Origin of the sequence: Burkholderia sp. Ac-20349, from assembly GCF_017104865.1 — a bacterium.
Lineage (GTDB): Bacteria > Pseudomonadota > Gammaproteobacteria > Burkholderiales > Burkholderiaceae > Burkholderia > Burkholderia aenigmatica.
Genome location: NZ_JAAGPM010000085.1, coordinates 1 through 22,935, shown reverse-complemented (window position 1 = coordinate 22,935; position 22,935 = coordinate 1). Strand labels below are relative to the sequence as shown.

The following is a 22,935-nucleotide window of genomic DNA, read 5'->3' as shown; positions in this document are numbered from 1 at the left end:
CCGCCATCACGACAACTGCGTCGCGATAACGGAACAGACCGGACGGGCCGCGTGCCCGCACCCCGCCAGGAACGTCCGCATCGCGCGCCCTTCGCGACGCCCATGGCCACGACCGACCGCATCATCGACACGACGCCGCTCGACGTCCGCGCGCAACCGCTGATCGACGCACTGATCGACGAGTATTCGACCCGCTACAACGCGTATCGCCCCGACAGCCGTGCGTCCGCGCGTGACGAACTCGCGCGCTACCCGGCCGAACTGTTCGCGCCGCCCGAAGGCGCGTTCGTGCTGCTGCTGCGCGACGGCGAGACGATCGGCGGCGGCGCGTTCAAGCGCTACGACGCACAGACTGCCGAGCTCAAACGCATCTGGACCCGCACGGACCTGCGACGCCAGGGCCTCGCACGCCTCATCGTCGAAGCACTCGAATTGCGCGCCGCGCAGCAAGGCTATCGCCGCCTCTATCTGACCACCGGTTTTCGCCAGCCCGAAGCGTGGGCGCTGTACGACCGCACCGGCTATACGCGGCTGTTCGATCCGTCGATCGCCCCCGAAGCGTATTTCCACCTCAGGTTCGGCAAGGATCTCGCCGATCCGTCGCGCACGTCGACGCTGGCCGACCTGTGGGCGCCCGTGCCCGAACCGGTGCTGTCGCGCTGACCGCGACCGCGCCCCTGCCTCCCTCCGATCTCCGCTTGCCACCACAGGACGCTTTCATGCAACGAGCCGTACCGTTTTCTTCCCGTGCCGTGCGCACGCTGGCCGCCGCACTGATCGGCCTGACCGCGCTCTCCGCAGCCGCAGCCGCGGCCGCCGCCACGTTCGACCTGAGTCCCGAACAGCGCGGCCGCCCGCGCGGCGTGGCCGATGCGGCGGTCGAGCGCGCGGTGCCCGCGTCGTTCAAGTTCGCCGAGCCCGGCACGCTGACGATCGGCATCGCGCCGAGCCTGCCGCCGATCAGTTCGTATGCGACCGACGCGCGCACCGTGATCGGCTTCGACGCCGACATCGGCCAGCTCGTGTCCGACAGCCTCGGCCGCAAGCTGAAGATCGTCGCGCTCGCGTGGGCCGACTGGCCGCTCGCGCTCGAATCGGGGAAAGTCGACGCGGTGATCTCGAACGTCACCGTCACCGAGGAACGCAAGCAGAAGCTCGATTTCTCGACCTACCGCAAGGACCAGGTCGGCTTCTACGTGCGCAACGACAGCAAGATCCAGGCGATCCGCGAGCCGAAGGACGTCGCGGGGCTGCGCATCGTGACCGACGCCGGCACCAACCAGGAAAAGATCCTGCTCGCGTGGGACCGCGAGAACGTCGCGCACGGGCTTAAACCCGTGCAGATCCAGTACTACGACGACCAGGCGATGCGCATCGTCGCCGTGCAGTCGGGCCGCGCCGACGCGGTGTTCAGCGTGAACTCGGTGCTCGCGTACCAGAGCGCGCAGCAAGGCAAGACGCGGCTCGTCGGCGCGATCAGCGGCGGCTGGCCGCGCACGGCCGACATCGCGATCGCGACGCGACGCGGCAGCGGGCTCGCCGATCCGCTGACCGTCGCGCTGAACGGGTTGATCAGGAACGGCCGCTACCAGCAGGTGCTCGACCGCTGGAACCTCGCATCGGAAGCGATCGACCAGTCGCGCACGAATCCGCCGGGGCTGCCGAAGAGCTGAGCGCCGCGCGCCCCCACCGTCCATTCACGCTCACGCAGGAACGCCGCTCACCATGTCTTACTCGCTTTCGTTGCTGGACAAGAGTCCGATCGCCGCCGGCGCGAACGCCGCCGACGCGCTGCGCTTCACCACGACGCTCGCGCAGCGCGCCGAACAGCTCGGCTACGAGCGCTTCTGGGTCGCCGAGCATCACGGCACGCCGGCCTTCGCGAGCTCGGCGCCGGAGATCGTCGTCGCGCACCTGCTCGCGCACACGTCGCGCATCCGCGTCGGCTCGGGCGGCGTGATGCTGCAGCACTACAGCCCGTTCAAGGTCGCCGAGACGTTCAAGGTCCTGGCCGCGCTCGCGCCGGGCCGCGTCGATCTCGGCATCGGCAAGGCGCCCGGCGGGTTGCCGCTGACCACGCGCGCGCTGCAGTGGTTCCACGACAAGGCGCGCAAGCCGGACTTCGCGGGCCAGTTGGCGGAACTCGACGCGTTTCTCGGCTGGGGCGTTGCCGAAGATCACCCGCTCGCCGGCGCCGTCGCACTGCCGGTGCCGCCGCAACCGCCCGAACGCATCCTGCTCGGCGGCTCGCCGGACAGCGGCGCACTCGCCGCGCGCAATGGCTGGCGCTTCTGCTACGCGGGGCATTTCAACGGCGACGACGCGAACCTCGAACGCTCGCTGGACGCGTACCGCAGCGCGGGCGGCGCACGGCCGCTGGTCGCGCTGTACGCGGTGGCCGCGCCGACGCGCGACGAGGCCGAGCGACTGATCGGGCCGCTGAAGATCTTCAAGCTGCAGTTCGCGGGCGGCCAGAGTTTCAATCTCGCCAGCGCGCAGGCGGCCGCCGAATTCGCGCGGCAGAGCGGCGCGTCCGACTACCGGATCGACGAGTTGCGCCCGACCGTGCTGGCCGATACGCCCGAGCGCGTGCACCGCGCGCTCGACGCGCTGAGCCGGCGGCTCGACGTCGATGCGTTCGTGATCGATTCGCCGGTGACCGACTACGCGGCGCGACTCGCGTCGGCCGAATGGCTCGGCGGCGCGCTGTCGGCCACGCCGTTGCAGGCGGCCCTCGCGGCCGACCGCTCCCTTTCCCCTGACCAGAACGCGTGACGCTCCCATGACGACCCGACGATCGATCCCCTTCGGCCTGATGCTGCAAGGCGCAGGCAGCCACATGAACGCATGGCGGCACCCAAGCAACCCGCCGGACGCGAGCATCAACCTCGACTTCGCGATCGGCATCGCGCGCAAGGCGGAAGCCGCCGGCATCGCGTTCGCGTTCGTCGCGGACGGCCTCTACATCAACGAGAAGTCGATCCCGCACTTCCTGAACCGCTTCGAGCCGCTCACCGTGCTGTCGGCGCTTGCAGTCGCGACGAAGAAGATCGGGCTCGCGGGCACGATCTCGACGTCATACAGCGAGCCGTTCACGGTTGCGCGCCAGCTCGCGTCGCTCGACGCGATCAGCGGCGGGCGCGCGGGCTGGAACGTCGTGACGACGCCGCTCGAAGGCACCGCGAAGAATTTCGGCAAGGCGCATCCCGATCACGAACTGCGCTACGAGATCGCCGACGAATACCTCGACGTCGTGCAGGGCCTGTGGGACAGCTGGGACGACGACGCATTCGTGCGCGACCGCGCGAGCGGCCGCTTCTTCGATCGCGACAAGCTCCACATGCTGGATCACCACGGGCGCTTCTTCCAGGTCGCGGGCCCGCTCAACATCCAGCGCTCGCCGCAGGGTCAGCCGGTGATCTTCCAGGCCGGTTCGTCCGACACCGGCATCGGGCTCGCGGGCAAGTATGCGGATGCCGTGTTCACGCATTCGCCGTCGCTCGACGAAACGGCCGCGTTCACGCGACGCGTGAAGCAGAGCACGATCGAGCACGGCCGGCCAGGCAGCGACGTGAAGATCTTCCCCGGCATCGGGCCGATCGTCGGCCGCACGGCGGCCGAGGCCGAGGACAAATACCAGGCGATCCGCAACCTGTTGACGATCGACGAAGCGCTCGCGTATCTCGGCCGCTATTTCGATCACCACGATTTCACGCAGTACGCGCTGGATGCGCCGTTCCCGGAACTCGGCGAGCTCGGCCGCAACAGCTTCCGCTCGACCACCGACAGGATCAAGGCCGACGCGAAACAGAAAGGGCTGTCGCTGCGCGAGACGGCGCTCGCGGTCGCCACGCCGCGCCCGAACTTCATCGGCACGGCCGAGCAGGTCGCCGACGAGCTGATCCGCTGGCACGACGCGGGCGCCGGCGACGGCTTCATCCTCGGCTTTGCGGTGCAGGCACAGGGCGTCGACGATTTCGTCGAGCTCGTGATCCCGGTGCTCGAGGCGCGCGGCCGCTACAGCCGCGACCTGCCCGGCGCGACGCTGCGCGACCACCTCGGCCTGCCGCGCAAGGCGAGCCGCCACGCGGCGCCTGCCCCGTCGCACGAAACGGCAGCCGAAGCGCACGCCTGACGCCCGCCGCCGCGCCGCCCGTGCGCGGCGCGCCCGCCCGACTGATTCGAGGATTTCCACCGACATGAGCGACACGACCCACCTCGGCGGCGCGCTGCCGCCGCTCTCTTCTCCCGGCGCGCGCGACGCCGGCACGCGGTTCCGGATCGTGCCCGCGCGCCACCGGTCGCGCACGGCCGGCACCGTGCTCGCCGTCGCGCTGATCGCGATCGTCCTGCATTCGATTCTCGGCAACCCGCAATGGGGCTGGCCGGTGTTCGCCGAATGGTTCCTGTCGCCGCCGGTGCTGTCGGGGCTCGCGCGCACGCTGGTGCTCACGCTGCTCGGTGCGGTGTTCGGCCTCGTGCTCGGCGGGTTCGTCGCGCTGGCCCGGCTGTCGCGTTCGCGGCTGCTGTCGGCGAGCGCGTGGACCTTCGTGTGGCTGTTCCGCTCGATTCCGCTGATCGTGCTGCTGCTGATCCTGAACAACCTCGGCTACCTGTACGAACATGTGCGGCTCGGCGTGCCGTTCACCGACATCGTGTGGTTCGACACGCCGACGACCGACCTGATCAGCCCGTTCCTCGCGGCCGTACTCGGCCTCACGCTGCATCACGCGGCGTTTTCCGCGGAGGTGATCCGCGGCGGCATTCTCGCGGTCGACCAGGGCCAGCTCGAAGCGGCCGCCGCGCTCGGGCTGCCGCGCCGCCGCCAGACCACGCGAATCGTGTTGCCGCAGGCGATGCGCGCGATCCTGCCGACCGCGTTCAACGACCTGATCATGCTCGCGAAAGGCACGTCGATGGTCTACGTGCTCGCGATGCCGGAGCTGTTCTATACGGTGCAGGTGATCTATCGCCGCAATCTCGAAGTGATTCCGCTGCTGATGGTCGCCACCGTCTGGTACCTGATCATCCTGACCGTGCTGTCGGCGATCCAGGTCCAGGTGGAACGGCACTATGCGCGCGGGGCGCTGCGCAACCCGCCGCCGTCCGTGATCACGTTCGCGCTTGCGCGCCTCGGCGTGCTGTGGCGGCGTGTCGCGTCCCGCCACGCGGCATCGGTCGCGCAGGCTCACGGCGATAGCGACGCCGCGACCGCCGCCGCCCCGCGCGCCGGCGGCGAAGTGGCCGTGCATGGCGTATCGAAGCAGTTCGGCATGCAGCGCGTGCTCGACAACGTGTCGTTCGTCGCGCCGCGCGGCAGCGTGACCGCGATCGTCGGGCCGTCGGGCTCGGGCAAGTCGACGCTGCTGCGCACGATCAACCATCTGGAGCGCGTCGACGACGGCTTCATCGACATCGACGGCGAACTGATCGGCTATCGCCGCGACGGCGACGTGCTCTACGAGCTGAAGGAACGCGACGTGCTGACGCGGCGCACGGCCGTCGGGATGGTGTTCCAGAACTTCAACCTGTTCCCGCACCTGACGGTGCTCGAAAACCTGATCGAAGCGCCGGTCGTCGTCGGCGGCGTCACGCGCGACGCGGCCGAGCGCACCGCCCGCACGCTGCTCGCGCGCGTCGGTCTCGCGGATAAGGCCGACGCGTATCCGCGCCAGCTGTCCGGCGGCCAGCAGCAGCGCGTCGCGATCGCGCGGGCGCTTGCGTTGCGCCCGAAGGTGCTGCTGTTCGACGAGCCGACGTCGGCGCTCGATCCCGAACTCGTCAACGAGGTACTCGACGTGATCAAGGAACTCGCGCGCTCGGGCACGACGCTCGTGATCGTCACGCACGAGATCGGCTTCGCACGCGAAGTCGCGGACAACGTGCTGTTCATGGAGCGCGGGCGCATCGTCGAGGCCGGGCCGCCGGCCGTCGTGCTCGATGCGCCGACGCATCCGCGCACCCGCGCGTTCCTGTCGCGGGTGCTGTGATGCGCGCCGCTCCCGACCTGCGAGGTGCCGCACCATGACCGACCGACGCCAGTTCATGACCGCCGCGCTGGTCGCGGCAACGGGTAGCCTTCCATGGCGCGCGGGACATGCAGCCGCGGCGACCGCGGATCTCGATCCGCGCCAGGCGGGCCGCATTCGCGCCACACGCGATGACGCAGCCGTTCATGAGGCAGCCGGCTATCGCTGGGTACGCGACGGCGCGTTCACGGTCGCGATCTCACCGCACGCGCCGCCGGTGTCGACCTACGCGACCGACGCGCGCACCGTGGTCGGCGCCGATCCCGACTATGCGCAGCTCGTCGCCGACGCGCTCGGCCGCACGCTCGTGCTGCTGCCGATCGCGTGGGCCGACTGGCCGCTCGGACTCACGTCCGGCAAGTACGACGCGGTGATCTCGAACGTCGGCGTGACCGAGAAGCGCAAGGAGAAATACGATTTCACGACCTACCGGCTCGGGCTGCACGGCTTCTACGTGCGCACCGGCAGCCCGATCGCGACGATCGCCGCGCCGAAGGACATCGCCGGCCTGCGCATCATCACGGGCGCGGGGACGAGCCAGGAACGCATCCTGCTCGAGTGGAACAAGCGTAACGTCGCGCAGGGGCTGAAACCGGCCGAACTGCTCTATTTCGACGACGATGCGGCGTCGCGCGTCGCGCTGCTGTCGGGCCGTGCCGATGCGGAGCTGAACCCGAACGCGTCGCTCGCGTACGAGGCCGCCCGCACCGGCAAGATCCGCCGTGTCGGCGTCGTCAATGCGGGCTGGCCGGCCAACGCCGACGTGGCGATCGCGACGCGGCGCGGCAGCGGGCTCGCACCCGCGCTGACGCTCGCGACGAACGCGCTGATCGGCAGCGGTCGCTACGGGCAGGCGCTCGCGCGCTGGGGTTTGCAAAGCGAGGCGATCGCGCGCGCGGAGACCAATCCGCCGGGATTGCCGTCGTTCTGAACAGCGGCAGCGCGGCGCGCCATGCCGGTCACGTTTCAGCGAGCCCCGTCACGGGCAACGCGACGCGCGAGCCAGCGCCACGTCGGTCGTCGACACCTGCTTGCCGTTCACGTGCAGTTGCCGCAGCTTGGTCTCGAGCCCCCATTTCGCTTCATAGGGGAACACTTCATAGTCGAGACCCGGTTGCGGCACGAACGAACGCGCCACATGGTCGACGCGCTGGCTGATGGTGGTCGTACCCACCGCGCCCATGTCGATTATCCGCTGTCCGCCGATCTGAAACGTCATCGTGAGCGGCTGGTTCGCGTTGACCACGTACTCGTCGTAGTACTTGTAGGCGTCATCCGGCAGCGGCATGCCGATCGTCGTATTGCCCGCAAGTGCGCGCGTAAAACCCGGCTCCGCGACATCCATGCCGGGCGGCCCCTTGAGAAGCCAGGAGTCGTTCGGTTCGCAGGTGGTGTTGAAATAGAAATGGGAATAGGCGCCGAGATACACCCGAATCCGCGCTTCCGTTGCCGGATCGTACGCGCCGCTCCGATGCGCTCCGGTACTCGCACAACCGGCCAGCACCCCGCACGCCAGTAAAACCCCTGCCATCTTTCGCATGACTTGCTTCGCTTCGTTATTCGATTTCTGATTTCGAATCGGCTGACGACGCTACTCGTGCGGCGCCTCGCGATCCCGCTCTCGTCGGCCATGGCCCATGGTCCGATGCGCGGATTGTAACCGGTGGCGGTTCGGCCCCGACTCAGGGAGGCGCCATGCTCCATCGATCGACAGTCGGCGTCGCACCTATGCCGGCAGTGCAGCCCCAGCCCTGTCGAGATTCGCGACCTGCGCATGAATCGCCGGAATCAGGTCGCGCCCGTAATCGAGCGCATCGTCCAGCGGGTCGAACCCGCGAATCAGGAACGTCGACACGCCAAGCCGGTAGTACGCGCCAAGCGCCTGCGCGACCTGTTCGGGCGTGCCGACCAGCGCGGTCGAATTCCAGCGCGCGCCGGTCAGGTTCGCGACGCCCATCCACAGCCGCTCGTCGAGCACGTCGCCTTGCGCGGCGGCGGCCATCAGCCGTTGCGAGCCCGCGTTCTGCGGCGCATGGCCGGCGATCGGCTGGCCGTTCGCGAGCCGCGCCGCGCGCACGCGTTCGCGAATCGCCTCGGCCTTCTCCCATGCGGCAGCCTCGGTGTCGGCCACGATCGGCCGGAACGACACGCTGATGCGCGGCGCCCGCCCGAACGGCGCAGCGGCAGCCCGCACGCGCGCGACCTGCTCGCGCACCGACGCGAGCGGCTCGCCCCACGTCATGTAGACATCGGCATGCTCGCCCGCGACTGCGAGCGCGGCCGGCGACGAGCCGCCGAAATAGATCGGCACGTGCGGCCGCTGCGCGCCCTTCACGAGCGGCGACGCGCCGCGCAGCCGGTAGAACGCGCCATCGTGATCGACCGGCGCGTCGGCCTGCCAGATCCGTTTCAACACGTCGAGATATTCGCCGGTGCGGCGGTAGCGCGCATCGTGCGGCACGAAATCGCCGTCGCGCTGCAGGTCGGGATCGTCGCCGCCCGACACGACGTTCAGCGCGAGCCGGCCGCCGCTGAACACGTCGAGCGTTGCGATCTGCCGCGCGGCGGCCGACGGCACGATCACGCCCGGCCGGTGCGCGAGCAGGATGCGGATGCGTTCGGTCGCGGCGGCGGCGAACGACGCGACGATGAAACCGTCCGCCGCGTTGCTGAAATGGCCGACCAGGATCTGGTCGAAGCCGGCGGCCTCGTGCGCCTGCGCAAAGCGGCGCACGTAGTCGGGTTGAACGGCCGCGCCGCCCGGTACGTCGACCTCCGCGCCGGGTGTCGCGGTGATCATGCCGATGATGTCGACTGGCATGTCGGGATGTCCTTGGGGTGCTTGATCTGAAATCGTGGCCGGGATGGTCCGCTTACTGCGCGGCGGCCGTCTTTTTCGCGGGCACTGCGAACGCACCCGCATACGAGCGGTCGAGCAGTTTCGACGTGTCGTACGCAGCCGGAATCACGCCGGCCTTGTGCAGGAAGTCGGCGGTGTTCTGCGCGTCCTTCGCCGCCGTGTCGTCGACCGGGCCGACGCGCTGCTTCGCGTTGTTGAGCCAGCGGTATGCGACGTCGGGTTCGAGCTTCGCGCGCTTCGCCCACAGGTCCGCATACTCGCGCGGATGGCTGTCGACCCACTGGCGCGCCGCAACGACGCGCCGCAGGAAATCGGTGATCTCGGCGCGCTTGCCTGCTGCCGCCTGCTCGTTCGCGGCAACGAAGCTCAGTGCCGGCATCAGCCCCTGCGCGGTCGTCACGGGCCGTGCGCCCTGCCGCAACGCGAGCGTGCTGACGAACGGCTCCCACAGCGACACGGCATCGACCGAGCCGTTCGCGAGCGCGTTGGTCGCATCGATCGGCATCAGGTACGCATACTTGACCGAATCCGCGCGCAGGCCGGCGTGTTCGAGCGCGCGCAGCACGAGCTGCTGGCTCCACGCGCCGCGCCATACTGCGATGGTCTTGCCCTGCAGGTCAGCCACGGTGCGCACCGGCGAATCCTTCGGCACGAGGATCGCGACGCCGTCGAGGCTCTGCCGCGACACGGCGACCACCTTCACCGGCGCGCCGCGCGCGGCCAGCGTGAGCAGCGCGGAATCGCCGAGGAAACCGACGTCGATCGCATTGCCGTTCAACGATTCGGCAACGGGTGCGGCGGCCTGGAAATGCTTCCACTCGATCGTGTAAGGCAGGTCCTTCAGCACGCCGGACGCCGCCATCGACGCCTGGATGTTGAAGTAGTTCTGTTCACCGACGCGCAGCGTGACGGTGTCCTTGGCAATGCCCGGCTGCGCGGCAAGCGCCAGCAAGAGTGCCGTGACGATTCGGCTCGACAACGTGATCTCCCGGAGGGTTGGCAGGCGGCCGCGCAATGGCGGCGCCTCGTGTTCCGCCGTGCGCGGCGGCCGGCGGAACGGATGGAACCGGTGAAGATACGTCGATCCGCTTCATGAAACAAACGCAATATTCTTCTATGCAAAGATGCAAATATTTTATGAAATGACCCGCATTGCCGGATGCCGCCTGCCCCGTCCGGTAAACCTCGTTCGAATGAATCCTCGATAGATATTTCGCGCACGAAATAAATCACAGACTATATTTCGCATACGAAATAACTACCTGGAACGAGGACGGCCATGACCTCCGAACCCATCGAGTTTTCCGCCGTCGACGGTTACGCGCTGCACGGCACGCTGTGGACGCCGGACACCGTGCCGCGCGCGCTGGTGCTGATCCATCCGGCGACGGCCGTGCCGGAGCGACTGTACGCGGGCTTCGCGCGCTTCCTGACCGAACGCGGCTTCGCGGCGCTCACCTACAACTATCGCGGCATCGGCGCGTCGCGGCCCGCGCGCCTGGGCGCGCTGCAGGCCCGCATGCGCGACTGGATGGAGCTCGACGTGGGCGCCGCGACCGCGTGGGCACGGCAGGCATACGAAGGCTTGCCGCTGCTGGCGGTCGGGCATAGCGTCGGCGGGCATGCGATCGGGCTGTCCGCCGCGACGCCGCACCTGCGCGCGGCCGTGCTGGTCGCCGCGCATGCGGGCAGCACGCGACTGATCACGCAGGCGGCCGAACGCCTGAAGGTGCGGCTGATCCTGCGCGTGCTCGGCCCGTTGATGTCCGCGCTGCTCGGCTACGTGCCGGGCAAGCGGCTCGGGCTCGGCGAGGACCTGCCGGCCGGCGTGTTCCGCGAATGGAGCCGCTGGACGACGCTGCCGCATTATTTCTTCGACGATCCGTCGCTCGGCGCGGCCGAGCGTTACGCGAAACAGCAGTTGCCGATCCTCGCGCTCGGCTTCGACGACGATCCGTGGGCGAACCCAACGGCCATCGGGCTGCTGGTAAGCTACCTGACCCGCGCGGCGGTCGAGCGCCGCCAGATCGATCCGCACGCGGCGGGCAGCGGCCCGGTCGGGCACATGGGCTTCTTCCGCAGCCGCCCCGGCACCGTGCTGTGGCCCGATGTGGCCGACTGGCTCGCGCAGGCACTCGACGCGCCGCGCACCGCGGGCCGTCCCTCCCTTTCCATTGCAGCCGGGAACCCAGCTTGAGCGAAGACCGACGACTGTTTTTCATGTTGAACATCGGCCAGCGGCGCGTGCAGCGCTGGATCGACCGCAAGGCGGAGACCGAGACGCGCGCCAGCGCCGCGCAGGCCGGCGCGTTGTTCTGTCTCGCGAAGCAGGATGGCGCGCTGATCGGCGAAGTCGGCGCCGCGCTGCAGCTTGCGCCGTCCGCGATGACGGGGCTCGCCGACCGGATGGCGAAAGCCGGCCTCATTACGCGTCATGCCGATTCGGACGACGGCCGCGCAACACGCTTGTACCTGACCGACGAAGGCCACGCGGCGCTCAAGCGTGCACGCGTGCTGCTGCGCGAACTCAACGGCAAGCTGTGCGACGGGTTTTCCGACGACGAACTCGATGTCGTCGCGCGCTGGTTGCACACGCTGCAGGAGCGGTTTCCGGCGGAACGCTGAGCGGCAGCGCGGCACCGTCGATCCGTTGACGGCACGCGCGCTGTGCCCCGCGCATCAATGCATGTCGGTCAGCACGATGCGCCCGTCGACCTTGCCTTCGCGCAGCTTCGCGAGCACGTCGTTGATGTTGCCGAGCCGGTCGCGGTGGATATGCGCGCGCACCAGGCCGTCGGCGGCGAAATCGAGCGATTCCTGCAAGTCGCGCCGCGTCCCGACGATCGACCCGCGCACGGTGATGCCGTTCAGCACCGTCGAGAAGATCGGCAGCGGGAAATCGCCCGGTGGCAAGCCGTTGAGCGCCACCGTACCGCCACGCCGCACCATCCCGAGCGCCTGCGCGAACGCGCTGCGCGACACGGCCGTGACGAGCACGCCATGCGCACCGCCGATCTCCTTCTGGATCACCTTGGCCGGATCGTCGATCGACGCGTCGATCGTCAGTTCCGCGCCGAGTTGCCGCGCCAGCGCGAGCTTGTCGGGTGAAATGTCGATGGCCGCCACGTGCAGGCCCATCGCACGCGCATACTGCACGGCCACGTGCCCGAGGCCGCCGATGCCGGAGATCGCGAGCCACTGGCCCGGACGCGTATCGGTGACGCGAATGCCCTTGTAGACGGTAACGCCCGCGCACAGGATCGGCGCGATCTCGTCGAACGCAACCTGAGCGGGTAAATGGCCGACGTAATCGGGATCGGCCAGCACGTATTCCGCGTAGCTGCCGTTCACCGAATATCCGGTGTTCTGCTGGCCGTGACACAGCGTCTCCCAGCCCGTGTGGCAGTACTCGCAATGGCCGCAGGCCGTGTACAGCCACGGCACGCCCACGCGATCGCCTTCGCGCACGTGCGTGACGCCCGCGCCGACCGCTGCGACGATGCCCACGCCTTCATGGCCCGGAATGAACGGCAACGACGGCTTGACCGGCCAGTCGCCGTCGGCCGCGTGCAGGTCGGTATGGCAGACGCCCGATGCCTTGATGTTGACGAGGATCTGGCCGGGCCCCGGCGTCGGCACGGGCACCTCCTCGATGCGCAGCGGCTCGCCGAACGCGTGCACGACGGCCGCTTTCATGGTTTGGGACATGTGTCGCTCCTGGCTGGTCGGTGAGCGATCCAGTATCCGGTTTCGGATTCGAACGACGTTGATGCGCGTCAATGCGCGGGCGATGCGCGGCGATGGCGGCTGCTTCAAGGCGTCGCATCGGGGCGCTCCGCAGGATTCACTGGCCCCTGATCCGATGGCGGATGTCCACGCCCGCGTCATCGATCGGCGTGCGGCAATTTCCCGACGGGCCGCGCCGACGGATCCCGAATGCGGGCGACACGAACCCGGCCGGCGCACGAGCAACGCGGCGACACGCGCACCGCGCCGCCCCGTTCAAGCGATCGCTCCGAACATCGCGCAGCCGCTTTCCGCTCCCGCCGCCATTTCACCCATCCGACAGAAACCCGACAGGATCCTGCCATCCGGCTTGGAATTTGAAATGATATAACATATCATTTCGCGTGCTCGTCCGCCTGAAGCCGTTCCACCGTGGGTGGCCGAGCCTCGTCGAGCCATGTTCCAACGGGTCACTGCGCGCCAAAGACGCAACAATATATCGTATCCAGCCGTGACCTGCATCGCTCGTTATCCGATCCGACTCCAACCGATTCACCGACCATGCGCGACCTCCCTCGTCTACCGCTCCGCCCGCTCTCGTCCCTTTCGCTGATGCTGTTCGCCGCCGTCGCACACGCGCAGACCGCGACGCCCGCCGTCTCCGGCACGCCGCCGACCACCCCGCTCGCACCGATCTTCGTGACCGCGAACCCGCTCGGCGACAGCGACCTGATCGCGCCGACCGTCCAGCTTTCCGGCGATGCGCTGACGCGCCGCCAGGCCGATTCGCTCGGCGAGACGCTCAACGGGCTGCCCGGCGTGTCGACCACCACCTACGGGCCGATGGTCGGCCGCCCGATCATCCGCGGGATGGACGGCGACCGGATCCGGTTGCTGCAGAACGGCGTCGCGGCCTACGACGCGTCGTCGCTGTCGTACGACCATGCGGTGCCGCAGGATCCGCTGTCGATCGAGCGCGTCGAGATCGTGCGCGGCCCGGCCGCGCTGCTGTACGGCGGCAACGCGGTGGGCGGTGTCGTCAACACCATCGACAACCGGATTCCGCGCGAGGCGATCCAAGGCGTGACGGGTGCGCTCGACGCGCGCTATGGCGGGGCGAACTCGGTGCGCTCGGGTGCGGCGCAGGTCGAGGGCGGCAACGGCCGTTTCGCGTTCCACGTCGACGCATTCGACCGCGAAACGAGCAAGCTGCGGATTCCCGGCTACGCGCGCAGCAGCGCGCAGCGCGCGATCGACGGCCCCGACACGCCGCAACCGGAAGGCAACGTGCCGAACAGCGACGGCCGCGTGCACGGCGGCGCGGTCGGCGCGTCGTACACGTGGGCGGACGGCTTCGCGGGCCTGTCCTACAGCGGCTACGAATCGAACTACGGCTCCGTCGCGGAAAGCGACGTGCGGCTGCGGATGCGCCAGGAACGCCTCGCGCTCGCGTCCGAGGTGCGCAACCTGAGCGGGCCGTTCACGAAACTGAAATTCGACTTCGCGTACACCGACTATCGCCACAAGGAAGTCGACAACGGCGAGACCGCGACCACCTTCCGCAATCGCGGCTACGAGGCGCGCATCGAGGCAACGCATCGCAAGATCGGCCCGTTCGAAGGCGCGATCGGCGTGCAGTTCGGCCAGAACACGTTCTCCGCGCTGGGCGACGAGATGCTCGTGCCGTCCACGCGCACGAACAGCGTCGCGTTGTTCGGCCTCGAGGAATGGCAGGTCGTCCCGGCGCTCAAGCTGAGCCTCGGCGGACGTTTCGAGCACGTGAAGGTCGATCCCGATCCGGCCGGCGTCGAGAAATTCGCGGGGGCGCAGCCGCGCGAATTCAACGCGGGCAGCCTGTCGGCCGGCGCGCTGTTCTCGCTGACGCCCGTGTGGTCGGTGGCGGCCAACGTCGCGTACACCGAACGCGCACCGACCTTCTACGAGCTGTATTCGAACGGCCCGCACGATGCGACCGGCCAGTTCCTGATCGGCAACCCGAACGCGTCGAAGGAAAAAGCGGTGTCGACCGACCTGTCGCTGCGCTACGCGAGCGGCCCGAACCGCGGCAGCGTCGGCGTGTTCTACAACCGCTTCTCGAACTACCTGGCCGAGTACAACACGGGCCGTGTCGTCGACGACGACGGCGAACCCGTCGCGCCCGGTACCGACGGCTCGCTCAACGAAGCGATCTATCGCGGCGTGCGCGCCGAGTTCTACGGCGTCGAGCTGGACGGCACGTGGCGCGCGTTCGCGCGGCGCGGCCATACGGTCGACCTGGAACTGACGGCCGACTACACGCACGCGCGCAACGTCGATACGGGCCAGCCGCTGCCGCGCATCGCGCCGCTGCGCGCGACGCTCGCGGCCGACTACGGCTACGGCCCGTTCGGCGCGCGCGCGCAGGTCACGCATGCGTGGTCGCAGCACCGCGTGCCCGACAACGACTTTTCGACGGACGGCTACACGTCGCTCGGCGTGATGCTGACCTACAAGTTCCGCGTCGGTGCGACGCACTGGCTCGCGTACCTGCGTGGCGACAACCTGACGAACCAGGAAATCCGCTACGCGACCTCGGTCGTGCGCGGCTTCGCGCCGGAAGGCGGCCGCAGCGTGATGGCCGGGTTGCGCACCACGTTCTGACCCGCTCATGGTCCGCGGCGCCCGCCGCGGGCCTTGCTCCGGCGACGCTCGTCACGCCGCGAGTTTTCGTTTATCGGCCATTACTGCCTATCGCGCAGTGCAGGTTCTGTCGCAATGAGGCTGGATAGTCGAGTAGGAAGTGCGAGGTCGATGAGCTGATTCTCGAACATGACCATCCCCGCACTATCCCTGATCGGCCGCTTATTGCGACAGAACCAACGTGCCTGCCCGGAGCGTCCTGGCGGGTTCCGAGCCATACTTTTCTACGGCACGTGCACCATCCGTGATCCGGTACGGTCACTCGAATTGACGAGCGTTCGCGTATAGGCATGACGCGGCGCCTCCAGCACCGCCTGCGTCTCCCCGGTCTCGACGATCTTTCCGCCATGCATCACGACGAGCCGGTGCGACATCGCACCCAACACGTCGATGTCGTGGCTGATGAACACGTAGCTGAGCCGATGCCGCCGTTGCAATGTCGCCAGCAATTCGAGAATCTGCCTCTGGATCGACACATCGAGCGCGCTCGTCGGTTCGTCGAGGACGAGGATGCGCGGATCGACCGCGAGCGCGCGTGCGATTGCAATGCGTTGTCGTTGCCCGCCGGAGAATGTCGCCGGATGGCGCGAGGCCGCGTCGGCCGGCAAGCCGGTTTCCGCGAGCAGTGCCGCCACACGTGCGCGCCGCGCGTCGGGCGGCATGTGCGGATGATGCAGCGCGAGCCCTTCATCGACGATCTCGCCGACGCGCAGGCGCGGCGCAAGCGAACCGAATGGATCCTGGAACACCATCTGCACGTGCGCGGCGTGTTCGCGCCGCGTCGCCGCCTTGCCTGCGCTTTCGAGCGCCGCGTAGCGGATCGCGCCGGCCGACGGCGCGACGAGCCCGACGAGCGACGCGGCCAGCGTCGATTTTCCGCAGCCCGATTCGCCGAGCACGCCGAGCGTCTCGCCTTCTCGCAGTTGCAGGTCGATGCCTTGCAGCACGGCGGGCGTTTCGCTGCGAAACAAGCCGCGCCAGCCGCGTGCGCGCGTGCGGTATCCGGCGTACAGCGCGCGTACGTCGAGCACACGCGGCGCGTCGGCGGCCAGCGGTGCGATCGTGCGGCGCGGTGCGCTGTCGAACAGCTTACGCGTGTACGCATGCCGCTGCGCCACGAATAGCGCGTCGGTCGCGCCCTGCTCCACGATCTCACCGTGCTGCATCACGGCGACGCGATGCGCGAAGCGGCGCACCAGATGCAGATCGTGGGTGATGAGCAGAATGGCGAGGCCGTGCCCGTCCGCGTTGGATTCCTGGAGTTCGATGAGCAGATCGACGATCTGCCGGCGCACGGTGACATCGAGCGCTGTGGTGGGCTCGTCGGCGACCAGCAGACGCGGGTTGCCCGCGAGCGCCATCGCGATCATCGCGCGTTGCCGCTGGCCACCCGACAACTGGTGCGGATAGGCATCGACCCTGCGTTCGGGTTCGACGATCCCCATGCGCCGCAACAGCGCGATCGCCCGCTCGCGTGCCGCCGCGCCCCGCAGCCCCGCGTGCAGACGCAGGCTTTCACCAATCTGCCGCCCGATGGTCTTGAGCGGATTGAGCGCAGTCATCGGCTCCTGGAACACCATTGCGATGTCGCGACCGCGTATCGCGCGCCATTGCGCTTCGCTTTTGTCGAGAAGTTCCTCGCCCGCGAGCCGCACGCTGCCGCTCACGCGTGCGGCGTCGGCCAGCCCGAGCAGCGCGAGCGCGGTCAGGCTCTTGCCCGATCCCGATTCGCCAACGAGCGCGACGCGTTCGCCGCGCCCGATTGTCAGATTGAGCCCATGCACGATCGTCCGCGCGCCGATCAGGATGTTCAGGTCTTCGACTTCCAGTACGGGCATCGTCATCGGGTGGCTCCTGCGGTGTGGGTTTTGCCAGCGTGGGGGTTGGCATCGTCGGCGTCTGCACCGTCAGCGGCGCGGTTGCGGTCAGTCGCGAACGATTCGCGCAATGCATCGCCGATGAACGTGAGCAGCAGCAGTGTGACCACCAGTGCCGCGATGGCTGTCGCCGAAATCCACCATGCCGATAGATGGCCCCTGCCTTCTGCCAGCAACTCGCCGAGGCTCGGCGCGGGCGGCGGCACGCCGAGCCCGAGAAAATCGAGGCTCGCGAGCGACACGATCGCCGCGCTCATCCGAAACGGCAGCCAGGTGATGACGGGCGTAAGACTGTTCGGCAGGATGTGCCGCCACATGATCTGGCGATCGGACAGCCCGAGCGTGCGCGCGGCGCGCACGTATTCGAGCGAGCGCTTTTGCAGGAATTCGCCGCGCACGTAATCGGACAGCGTGACCCATCCGAACGAGGCGAGCAGCACGAACAGCAGCACGAGGCTCGGCTCGAAAATCGACGACAGGATGATCAGCAGATAGAGATCGGGCAACGCGGTCCATACCTCGGTCACGCGCTGCCCGAGCAGGTCGACGAGGCCCGCGTAATAGCCCTGGAGCGCGCCCGCGAGCACGCCGATGAGCGCGCCTGTCAGCGTCAGCGCAAGCGCGAACAGCACCGAACTGCGAAAGCCATAGAGAACGCGCGCGAACACGTCGCGACCGTATGCGTCGGTGCCGAGCCAGTTCTGCGCCGAAGGCGGCGCCGGAAATGGCTGCGCCGCGTGATAGTTCACGGTGTCGTAGCGATACGGATCGGGCGCGTAGAGCGCGAAATTGCCGTCGCGCGAAAACTGCTCGCGGATGAACGGGTCGAGATAGTCGGCTTCGGTGGGCAGTGCGCCGCCGAAGTCGCTATCGGCGTACGTGTGCAGCGCCGGGAACAGCCACTGGCCGTGATAGCGCGCGACGAGCGGCCGGTCGTTGGCGATCATGCCCGCAAGCAGGCTCGCGACAAACAGCACCGCGAACACGACCAGGCTCGCGAAGCCGAGCCGTTGACGGCGCATGCGCCGCCACCATGCGAACGCGCGCGCGAATTTCGCCGCGTCGCGGTGTGACGCAATGGCGCGCGACGGCAGCACGAATGCGGCCCCCGTTGGCATGTCGGGAACGGTATCGGCGTAGTCCGCCTGCTTCGAATCCGCATGCAATGTGCTGATGACTTCCATGGAGAACTCCGGATTCAGCGGCCGTTGCCGCCGAAGTGAATGCGCGGATCGATCAGCACATACGCGAGATCGCCCGCGAGCTTCGCGAACAGACTCACGGCCGTAAACACGAACAGCGAACCCAGCACGACCGGATAATCGCGGCCGATGATCGCGTCGTAAGACAGGCGTCCGACGCCGTCGAGCGAAAACAGCGTCTCGATCAGCAGGCTGCCGCTCACGTACGCGGACACAAACGCCGCTGGAAAACCTGTCGCGATCGGAATCAGCGCGTTGCGCAGCACGTGTCGCCACACCACCGCGTTGCGCGACACGCCCTTCGCGCGCGCGGTCAACACATACTGGCGCGACAATTCGTCGATGAACGCGTTACGCGTGAGAAACGACACGACGGCGAGGCTGCTCGCCACCGACGCCGTGACCGGCAGCACCAGATGCCAGACGCGGTCGAGCACGCGTTGCGCGAGCGGCAGCGCGTCGTGCTCTTCGGCGCCGAAGCCGCCGAGCGGAAACACGTGCAGAAAGAGATCGCCGCTCAACAGCATCATCAGCAGCACGCCGAGCACGAAGCCCGGGATCGCGTACGCGGCGAGCAACGTGGCGCTCGTCGCGAAGTCGAACGTCGTGCCGCGCCGCAGCGCCTTCGCGATACCGAGCGGCACCGCGATCAGATACGTGAGCACAAGCGTGCAGGTGCCGAGCGTGACCGTCACCGGCAGCTTGCTGACGATCAGCGCCCAGACCGAGCGATGCTGGAAGAACGACTGGCCGAGATCGAAGCGCGCGTAATGCGTGAGCATGCGCACGTAGCGCGTGAGCGGCGGCACGTCAAAGCCGAACGTGTGGCGGATCGCGGCGACTTGCGCGGGGTCGACGCCTTCGTTGCCGTGATAGTCGCCTAGGCCGGAAGCACCCTCGCCGTGAACCGACGAACCTTGCAGCCGCGCCATCACCTGCTCGACAGGCCCCCCCGGCACGAATTGCATAATGACGAACGTCACCGTCAGCACGCCCAGCAGCGTGGGAATCATGAGCAGCAATCTGCGCCCGATATACGCGAACATGACACTTACTCCTGTTGGGCCGCGTGCGTCGCGGCGTTCGTGCGCTGCGCGTCGGGTGCGGCGTGCCACCAGCCAATGACCCAATCGAGCTCGCCGTATTGCCGCGGCACGCGTGCGGGCGGCGAGATACGGCGGCTCCACGCGATGCGCGAGTGCGTGGCGTGCCACTCCGGAATCATGATGCGTTCGCACAGCAGCACGCGATCGAGCGCGCGCGCCGCGGCGATCACCTCGCGTTCGCTGCCGGCGCGCTGCACGTCGTCGATCAGCGCATCGACGGCGGGCGACGCGATGCCCGTGTAATTCTCGGAGCCCGGCGTGCGCGCCGCGCGGCTGCCGAAGCGGCGTTCCAGTTCGACGCCCGGAATGCTCGCGGCGCGGTAGCCCAACGTCGTCATGTCGTAATCGAAATGCTTGAGGCGCTCGACGATGATGGTCTGATCCATGATGCGCAGCCGCGCGTCGATGCCGAGCAGCCTCAGGTTGCGCACGACGATCATCAGGATGCGCTCCATGCCCGTGCCGTCGTCGATCAGTTCGATCGTGAACGGCGTGCCGGCCGCGTTGCGCAGCATGCCATCGCGGTAATGCCAGCCCGCGCTCGCGAGCAGCGCCTCGGCCCGTGCAAGATTGCGGCGCAGCCCGTGGCGCCCCGACGTATCCGGCTGCGGCGGCAGTGCGCCGAACACCTCGGGCGGCACGCCGCCCCGTAGCGGCTCGAGCAGCTTCAGCTCGTCGGCGCCCGGTACGCCGCTCGCGGCGAACACGCTTTCGTCGAAAAAACTGCGAGTGCGCGTGTACTGGCCGAAAAACATGTTCCGGTTGATCCATTCGTAATCTAGCGCGAGACCGATCGCCTCGCGCACGCGAATGTCCTGGAACTTGGGACGCCGCAGATTGAAGAACAGACCCTGCGCATTGCTGATGCCGTGATCCGGAAACTCCTGCTTGCGCAGCGTGCCGTTCGCAAAGGCGGGGCCGCTGTAGTTGCGCGACCATTGCTCCGCGCTGCCTTCGGCCAGCGCGTCGACATCGCCGGCGCGAAAAGCCTGAAGCGGCGCCGACGGGTCGCTGTAGAGCCGGAAACTCACGTTGGCGAAGTTGAACATGCCGCGCCGCACCGGCAGATCCACGCCCCAATAGCGCGGATTGCGTCGATACACGATCTCGTGATTGCTCGCGCGCGCGCCGATCAGATACGGCCCGCTCGCGATGGGCGCAACCGTGGCGAGTTGGTCGAACGTCAGCGTGCCGCCGTCCGCCGCGCGTGCCCAGTCGCGCGAAAACACGTAGAGATCGCCCGCTTCGAGCACCGCGCGGCGCTGCGCCGTGCGAAATGCAAAGCGCACCGTCTGCGCGTCGATCACGTCCACCGCGCGAATGAGCGTGTAGCGGCTGCTGTGGATCGGCGAGGTCGACGAACCCGTCAACTGCTCGAACGAGTAGCGCACGTCCTGCGCCGTCACCGGCGCGCCATTCGAAAACCGCGCGGCCGGATTCAGGTGGAACGTCGCCGAAAGACCGTCACGCGCGATCTCGACGCGATCGGCGAGCAACGGATATTGCGTGCCGACTTCGTCGAGGCTGCGTTGCATCAGCGTCTCGAACATCAGATTGACTTCGTCGGGCGCCGCGTTGCCGCGCAGCAGAAACGGATTGAGCGAGTCGTACGTCGCGATCTCCGTGTAGTTCGCGAGGCGCAGCGTGCCGTCGCGCGGTGGCGCGTGGTCGGCCCACGCAAAGCGCTGCATCGACGCATCGGGCCGCACGTCGTCGAAGAGCGCAAGCGTCGTTTGCCACTGAGGATCGGGCGCGGCGTGTGCGAGCGTGACGGTGCCGGCGATGCACACGCATCGCGCAACGCGTGCCACTTGCGCGACACGTACAACCTGTGCAACTTGTGAGACTCGCTCAATCAGAATGGAGGGCCAAGCGCGCGACGTCGGACGAACGGAATCGGTCATTATTGCTCCGGCTGCGTCACCAGCGCCAGCTTCGTGATGCCCGCGTGCTGCACCGCGCCCATCACCTTCGCGACGGGACCGTACGGCACGCGCTCGTCGGCCTGCAGCGACACTGCGAGATCCGCGTCCTGCTGCTTGCGCTGTTCGAGTTGCGATTCCACCTGCGAGAGCGGCACAGGCTGCTTGTCGAACCAGACTGTACCCGCGTCGTCGACGCTCACGGTAAGCGGCTTTTTCGGATCAACGGAAGCGGTCGCTTCGGTCTTCGGTAGATTGACCTGGATCGCCTTGTTGAGCAGCGGCGTCGTCACGATGAACGCGACGAGCAGCACGAGCATCACGTCGACGAGCGGCGTGATATTGATTTCGCTGAGGACGTCGTCGTCCTGGTTGGAGGAGAAAGCCATCAGGCGGCGACCTCCGTGGCGCGGGCGAAAACCGGTCGGGATTGATCGGCGCGCGGCGCAGTCGCCGCGCTCTCGGCGGCGTTTTCTACTGAAAGGCGAAACTGCTGGCGCTGCGCGAGCGCGTAGAGCGTGCCGGCGTGATCGTCGAGGCGCGCGACCGCGGCTTTCGTTCCGCGCACAAAGATGTTGTACGCGAGCACGGCCGGCACGGCGACGGCGATGCCGATGCCCGTCGCGACGAGCGCCTCGCCGATCGGCCCGGCCACCACGTCGATGCTCGCCGATGCCGCGTGCGAAATCGCCCCGAGCGCGTGAATGATGCCGAACACCGTGCCGAACAGCCCGACGAACGGCGCGATGCTGCCCACCGACGCAAGCCACGCGAGCGAATGTTCGAGGCGCCGGCGTTCGTGCGCAATCTGGCGCGTGAGTTGGCGCTCCAGCGTGTCCTGGCGGCTCCACAGGTCTTCGGGATGGTCGCTGTCAAACGTGCGCGCCTGTTCGAGCGCGGCGAGTGCCGTGCCCGTCACGCGCGCCTTGGGGCCTTCGGGCAGCGCGCGCGAAGCGATATCGACGAGCGTAAGTGCACCGTCGAGTGCATCGTCGGTGCGCCGATCGACGCGTGCGGCGCGCGTGTGCTGGATCGCCTTCAGGACGATGATCGTCCACGTTGCGATGGAGAACGCGCCGAGCAGCCACAAGGCGCCTTGCACGATAAGGGTAAGCGGCAACGAATTCATGTTCGGACTCCGGAAATCAGTCAAGTTGGAAATTGAGCGGAACGTCGACCCAGCCATCGACAGACGTGTCGCCCCGCTTGGCGGGCACGAAGCTCCAGTGCCGCACGGCGGCGACGGCGGCATCGTCGAGCACGCGGTGGCCGCTCGAGCGACGGACCTCGATTGCGTCGGGCGAGCCGTCCGCACGGACGTGGACATGCAGGACGACCTTGCCCTGCCAGCCGTAGTCCTGCGCTGTCGCCGGGTAATCGGGCGCGGGATTGTGCAGGTAATCGGCGTTTCCGTCGGGCAGCGTGGTTTTTTGCGTGGCCGGCGCGGTAGCTGCGGCCGGTGCAGCGGGTGCGGCAGGCGCCGCCGCCGGTGCGGGTGCGGCCGATTCCGCCGGCGCAGCCGAGGGCCGCGCAG

At 68.1% G+C, this 22,935-nt stretch carries 21 protein-coding genes; 10 read left to right on the top strand and 11 right to left on the bottom strand.

Annotated features, from left to right (window positions below):
• The first annotated feature begins 102 nt into the window (after positions 1-102).
• The 6 genes from G3N61_RS25055 to G3N61_RS25030 all read left to right on the top strand — a co-directional run bounded on the left by G3N61_RS25055 (position 103) and on the right by G3N61_RS25030 (position 6,960).
• Positions 103-663 carry a GNAT family N-acetyltransferase gene (locus G3N61_RS25055; protein ID WP_043186758.1) on the top strand — a complete coding sequence of 187 codons (561 nt, stop codon included), beginning with the start codon at positions 103-105 and terminating at the stop codon, positions 661-663.
• 56 nt (positions 664-719) lie between these two features.
• Positions 720-1,673, top strand: a complete 954-nt coding sequence (locus G3N61_RS25050; protein WP_205823845.1) for an ABC transporter substrate-binding protein — start codon at positions 720-722, stop codon at positions 1,671-1,673.
• Between the two features lie 52 nt (positions 1,674-1,725).
• The gene (locus tag G3N61_RS25045; protein ID WP_205823844.1) at positions 1,726-2,775 is read left to right on the top strand and encodes an LLM class flavin-dependent oxidoreductase; all 1,050 of its coding nucleotides are present in this window, start codon (positions 1,726-1,728) and stop codon (positions 2,773-2,775) included.
• Between the two features lie 7 nt (positions 2,776-2,782).
• Positions 2,783-4,135, top strand: a complete 1,353-nt coding sequence (locus G3N61_RS25040; protein ID WP_205823843.1) for an LLM class flavin-dependent oxidoreductase — start codon at positions 2,783-2,785, stop codon at positions 4,133-4,135.
• A gap of 64 nt (positions 4,136-4,199) precedes the next feature.
• Positions 4,200-5,990 (top strand): amino acid ABC transporter permease/ATP-binding protein, encoded by a 1,791-nt coding sequence (locus G3N61_RS40125; protein WP_205823842.1) that lies wholly within the window; start codon positions 4,200-4,202, stop codon positions 5,988-5,990.
• A gap of 34 nt (positions 5,991-6,024) precedes the next feature.
• Positions 6,025-6,960 (top strand): ABC transporter substrate-binding protein, encoded by a 936-nt coding sequence (locus G3N61_RS25030; RefSeq protein ID WP_205823841.1) that lies wholly within the window; start codon positions 6,025-6,027, stop codon positions 6,958-6,960.
• A gap of 48 nt (positions 6,961-7,008) precedes the next feature.
• On the opposite strand, the gene G3N61_RS25025 is transcribed toward G3N61_RS25030, so the two are convergent.
• The 3 genes from G3N61_RS25025 to G3N61_RS25015 form a co-directional block, all read right to left on the bottom strand.
• A complete protein-coding gene (locus G3N61_RS25025) occupies positions 7,009-7,569 on the bottom strand; it encodes a hypothetical protein (protein WP_205823840.1) in 561 nt (186 codons plus the stop codon).
• Between the two features lie 186 nt (positions 7,570-7,755).
• The gene (locus G3N61_RS25020; protein ID WP_205823839.1) at positions 7,756-8,850 is read right to left on the bottom strand and encodes an LLM class flavin-dependent oxidoreductase; all 1,095 of its coding nucleotides are present in this window, start codon (positions 8,848-8,850) and stop codon (positions 7,756-7,758) included.
• Between the two features lie 52 nt (positions 8,851-8,902).
• Positions 8,903-9,868 carry an ABC transporter substrate-binding protein gene (locus G3N61_RS25015; protein WP_205823838.1) on the bottom strand — a complete coding sequence of 322 codons (966 nt, stop codon included), beginning with the start codon at positions 9,866-9,868 and terminating at the stop codon, positions 8,903-8,905.
• A 300-nt stretch (positions 9,869-10,168) separates the two neighbouring features.
• On the opposite strand from G3N61_RS25015, the gene G3N61_RS25010 reads away from it, so the two are divergent.
• Together G3N61_RS25010 and G3N61_RS25005 are read left to right on the top strand one after the other, a co-directional pair.
• Positions 10,169-11,086: an alpha/beta hydrolase gene (locus tag G3N61_RS25010; protein ID WP_205823837.1), complete on the top strand. Its 918-nt coding sequence runs from the start codon at positions 10,169-10,171 to the stop codon at positions 11,084-11,086.
• Positions 11,083-11,514 (top strand): MarR family transcriptional regulator, encoded by a 432-nt coding sequence (locus G3N61_RS25005; protein WP_043186736.1) that lies wholly within the window; start codon positions 11,083-11,085, stop codon positions 11,512-11,514. The genes G3N61_RS25010 and G3N61_RS25005 overlap by 4 nt, the downstream gene beginning before the upstream one ends.
• A gap of 54 nt (positions 11,515-11,568) precedes the next feature.
• Here the strand turns inward: G3N61_RS25005 and adhP are convergent, their stop codons facing one another.
• The gene (adhP, locus tag G3N61_RS25000) at positions 11,569-12,597 is read right to left on the bottom strand and encodes an alcohol dehydrogenase AdhP (protein ID WP_205823836.1); all 1,029 of its coding nucleotides are present in this window, start codon (positions 12,595-12,597) and stop codon (positions 11,569-11,571) included.
• On the opposite strand from adhP, the gene G3N61_RS24995 reads away from it, so the two are divergent.
• Positions 12,596-13,006, top strand: a complete 411-nt coding sequence (locus tag G3N61_RS24995; protein ID WP_179258805.1) for a hypothetical protein — start codon at positions 12,596-12,598, stop codon at positions 13,004-13,006. The two genes, adhP and G3N61_RS24995, sit on opposite strands and share 2 nt — an antisense overlap.
• Positions 13,007-13,176: 170 nt before the next feature.
• Positions 13,177-15,255 (top strand): TonB-dependent receptor, encoded by a 2,079-nt coding sequence (locus tag G3N61_RS24990; protein WP_241017895.1) that lies wholly within the window; start codon positions 13,177-13,179, stop codon positions 15,253-15,255.
• Positions 15,256-15,518: 263 nt separating this feature from the next.
• Here G3N61_RS24990 and G3N61_RS24985 read toward each other — a convergent pair whose 3' ends face one another.
• The 7 genes from G3N61_RS24985 to G3N61_RS24955 all read right to left on the bottom strand — a co-directional run.
• Positions 15,519-17,138 carry a dipeptide ABC transporter ATP-binding protein gene (locus G3N61_RS24985; RefSeq protein ID WP_205823835.1) on the bottom strand — a complete coding sequence of 540 codons (1,620 nt, stop codon included), beginning with the start codon at positions 17,136-17,138 and terminating at the stop codon, positions 15,519-15,521.
• The gene (locus G3N61_RS24980; RefSeq protein ID WP_241017897.1) at positions 17,135-18,193 is read right to left on the bottom strand and encodes an ABC transporter permease; all 1,059 of its coding nucleotides are present in this window, start codon (positions 18,191-18,193) and stop codon (positions 17,135-17,137) included. The genes G3N61_RS24985 and G3N61_RS24980 overlap by 4 nt, the downstream gene beginning before the upstream one ends.
• Before the next feature lie 176 nt (positions 18,194-18,369).
• Positions 18,370-19,419, bottom strand: coding sequence for an ABC transporter permease subunit (locus tag G3N61_RS24975; RefSeq protein ID WP_205823834.1), 1,050 nt, complete (start codon positions 19,417-19,419; stop codon positions 18,370-18,372).
• A 5-nt stretch (positions 19,420-19,424) separates the two neighbouring features.
• The gene (locus G3N61_RS24970; protein ID WP_346778585.1) at positions 19,425-21,290 is read right to left on the bottom strand and encodes an extracellular solute-binding protein; all 1,866 of its coding nucleotides are present in this window, start codon (positions 21,288-21,290) and stop codon (positions 19,425-19,427) included.
• Positions 21,291-21,382: 92 nt separating this feature from the next.
• A complete protein-coding gene (locus G3N61_RS24965; RefSeq protein WP_089452911.1) occupies positions 21,383-21,790 on the bottom strand; it encodes a biopolymer transporter ExbD in 408 nt (135 codons plus the stop codon).
• Positions 21,790-22,530, bottom strand: coding sequence for a MotA/TolQ/ExbB proton channel family protein (locus G3N61_RS24960; RefSeq protein WP_089452910.1), 741 nt, complete (start codon positions 22,528-22,530; stop codon positions 21,790-21,792). The genes G3N61_RS24965 and G3N61_RS24960 overlap by 1 nt, the downstream gene beginning before the upstream one ends.
• A gap of 16 nt (positions 22,531-22,546) precedes the next feature.
• Positions 22,547-22,935: energy transducer TonB (locus G3N61_RS24955; RefSeq protein WP_241017894.1), on the bottom strand; the 389-nt coding region annotated here is incomplete at its 5' end.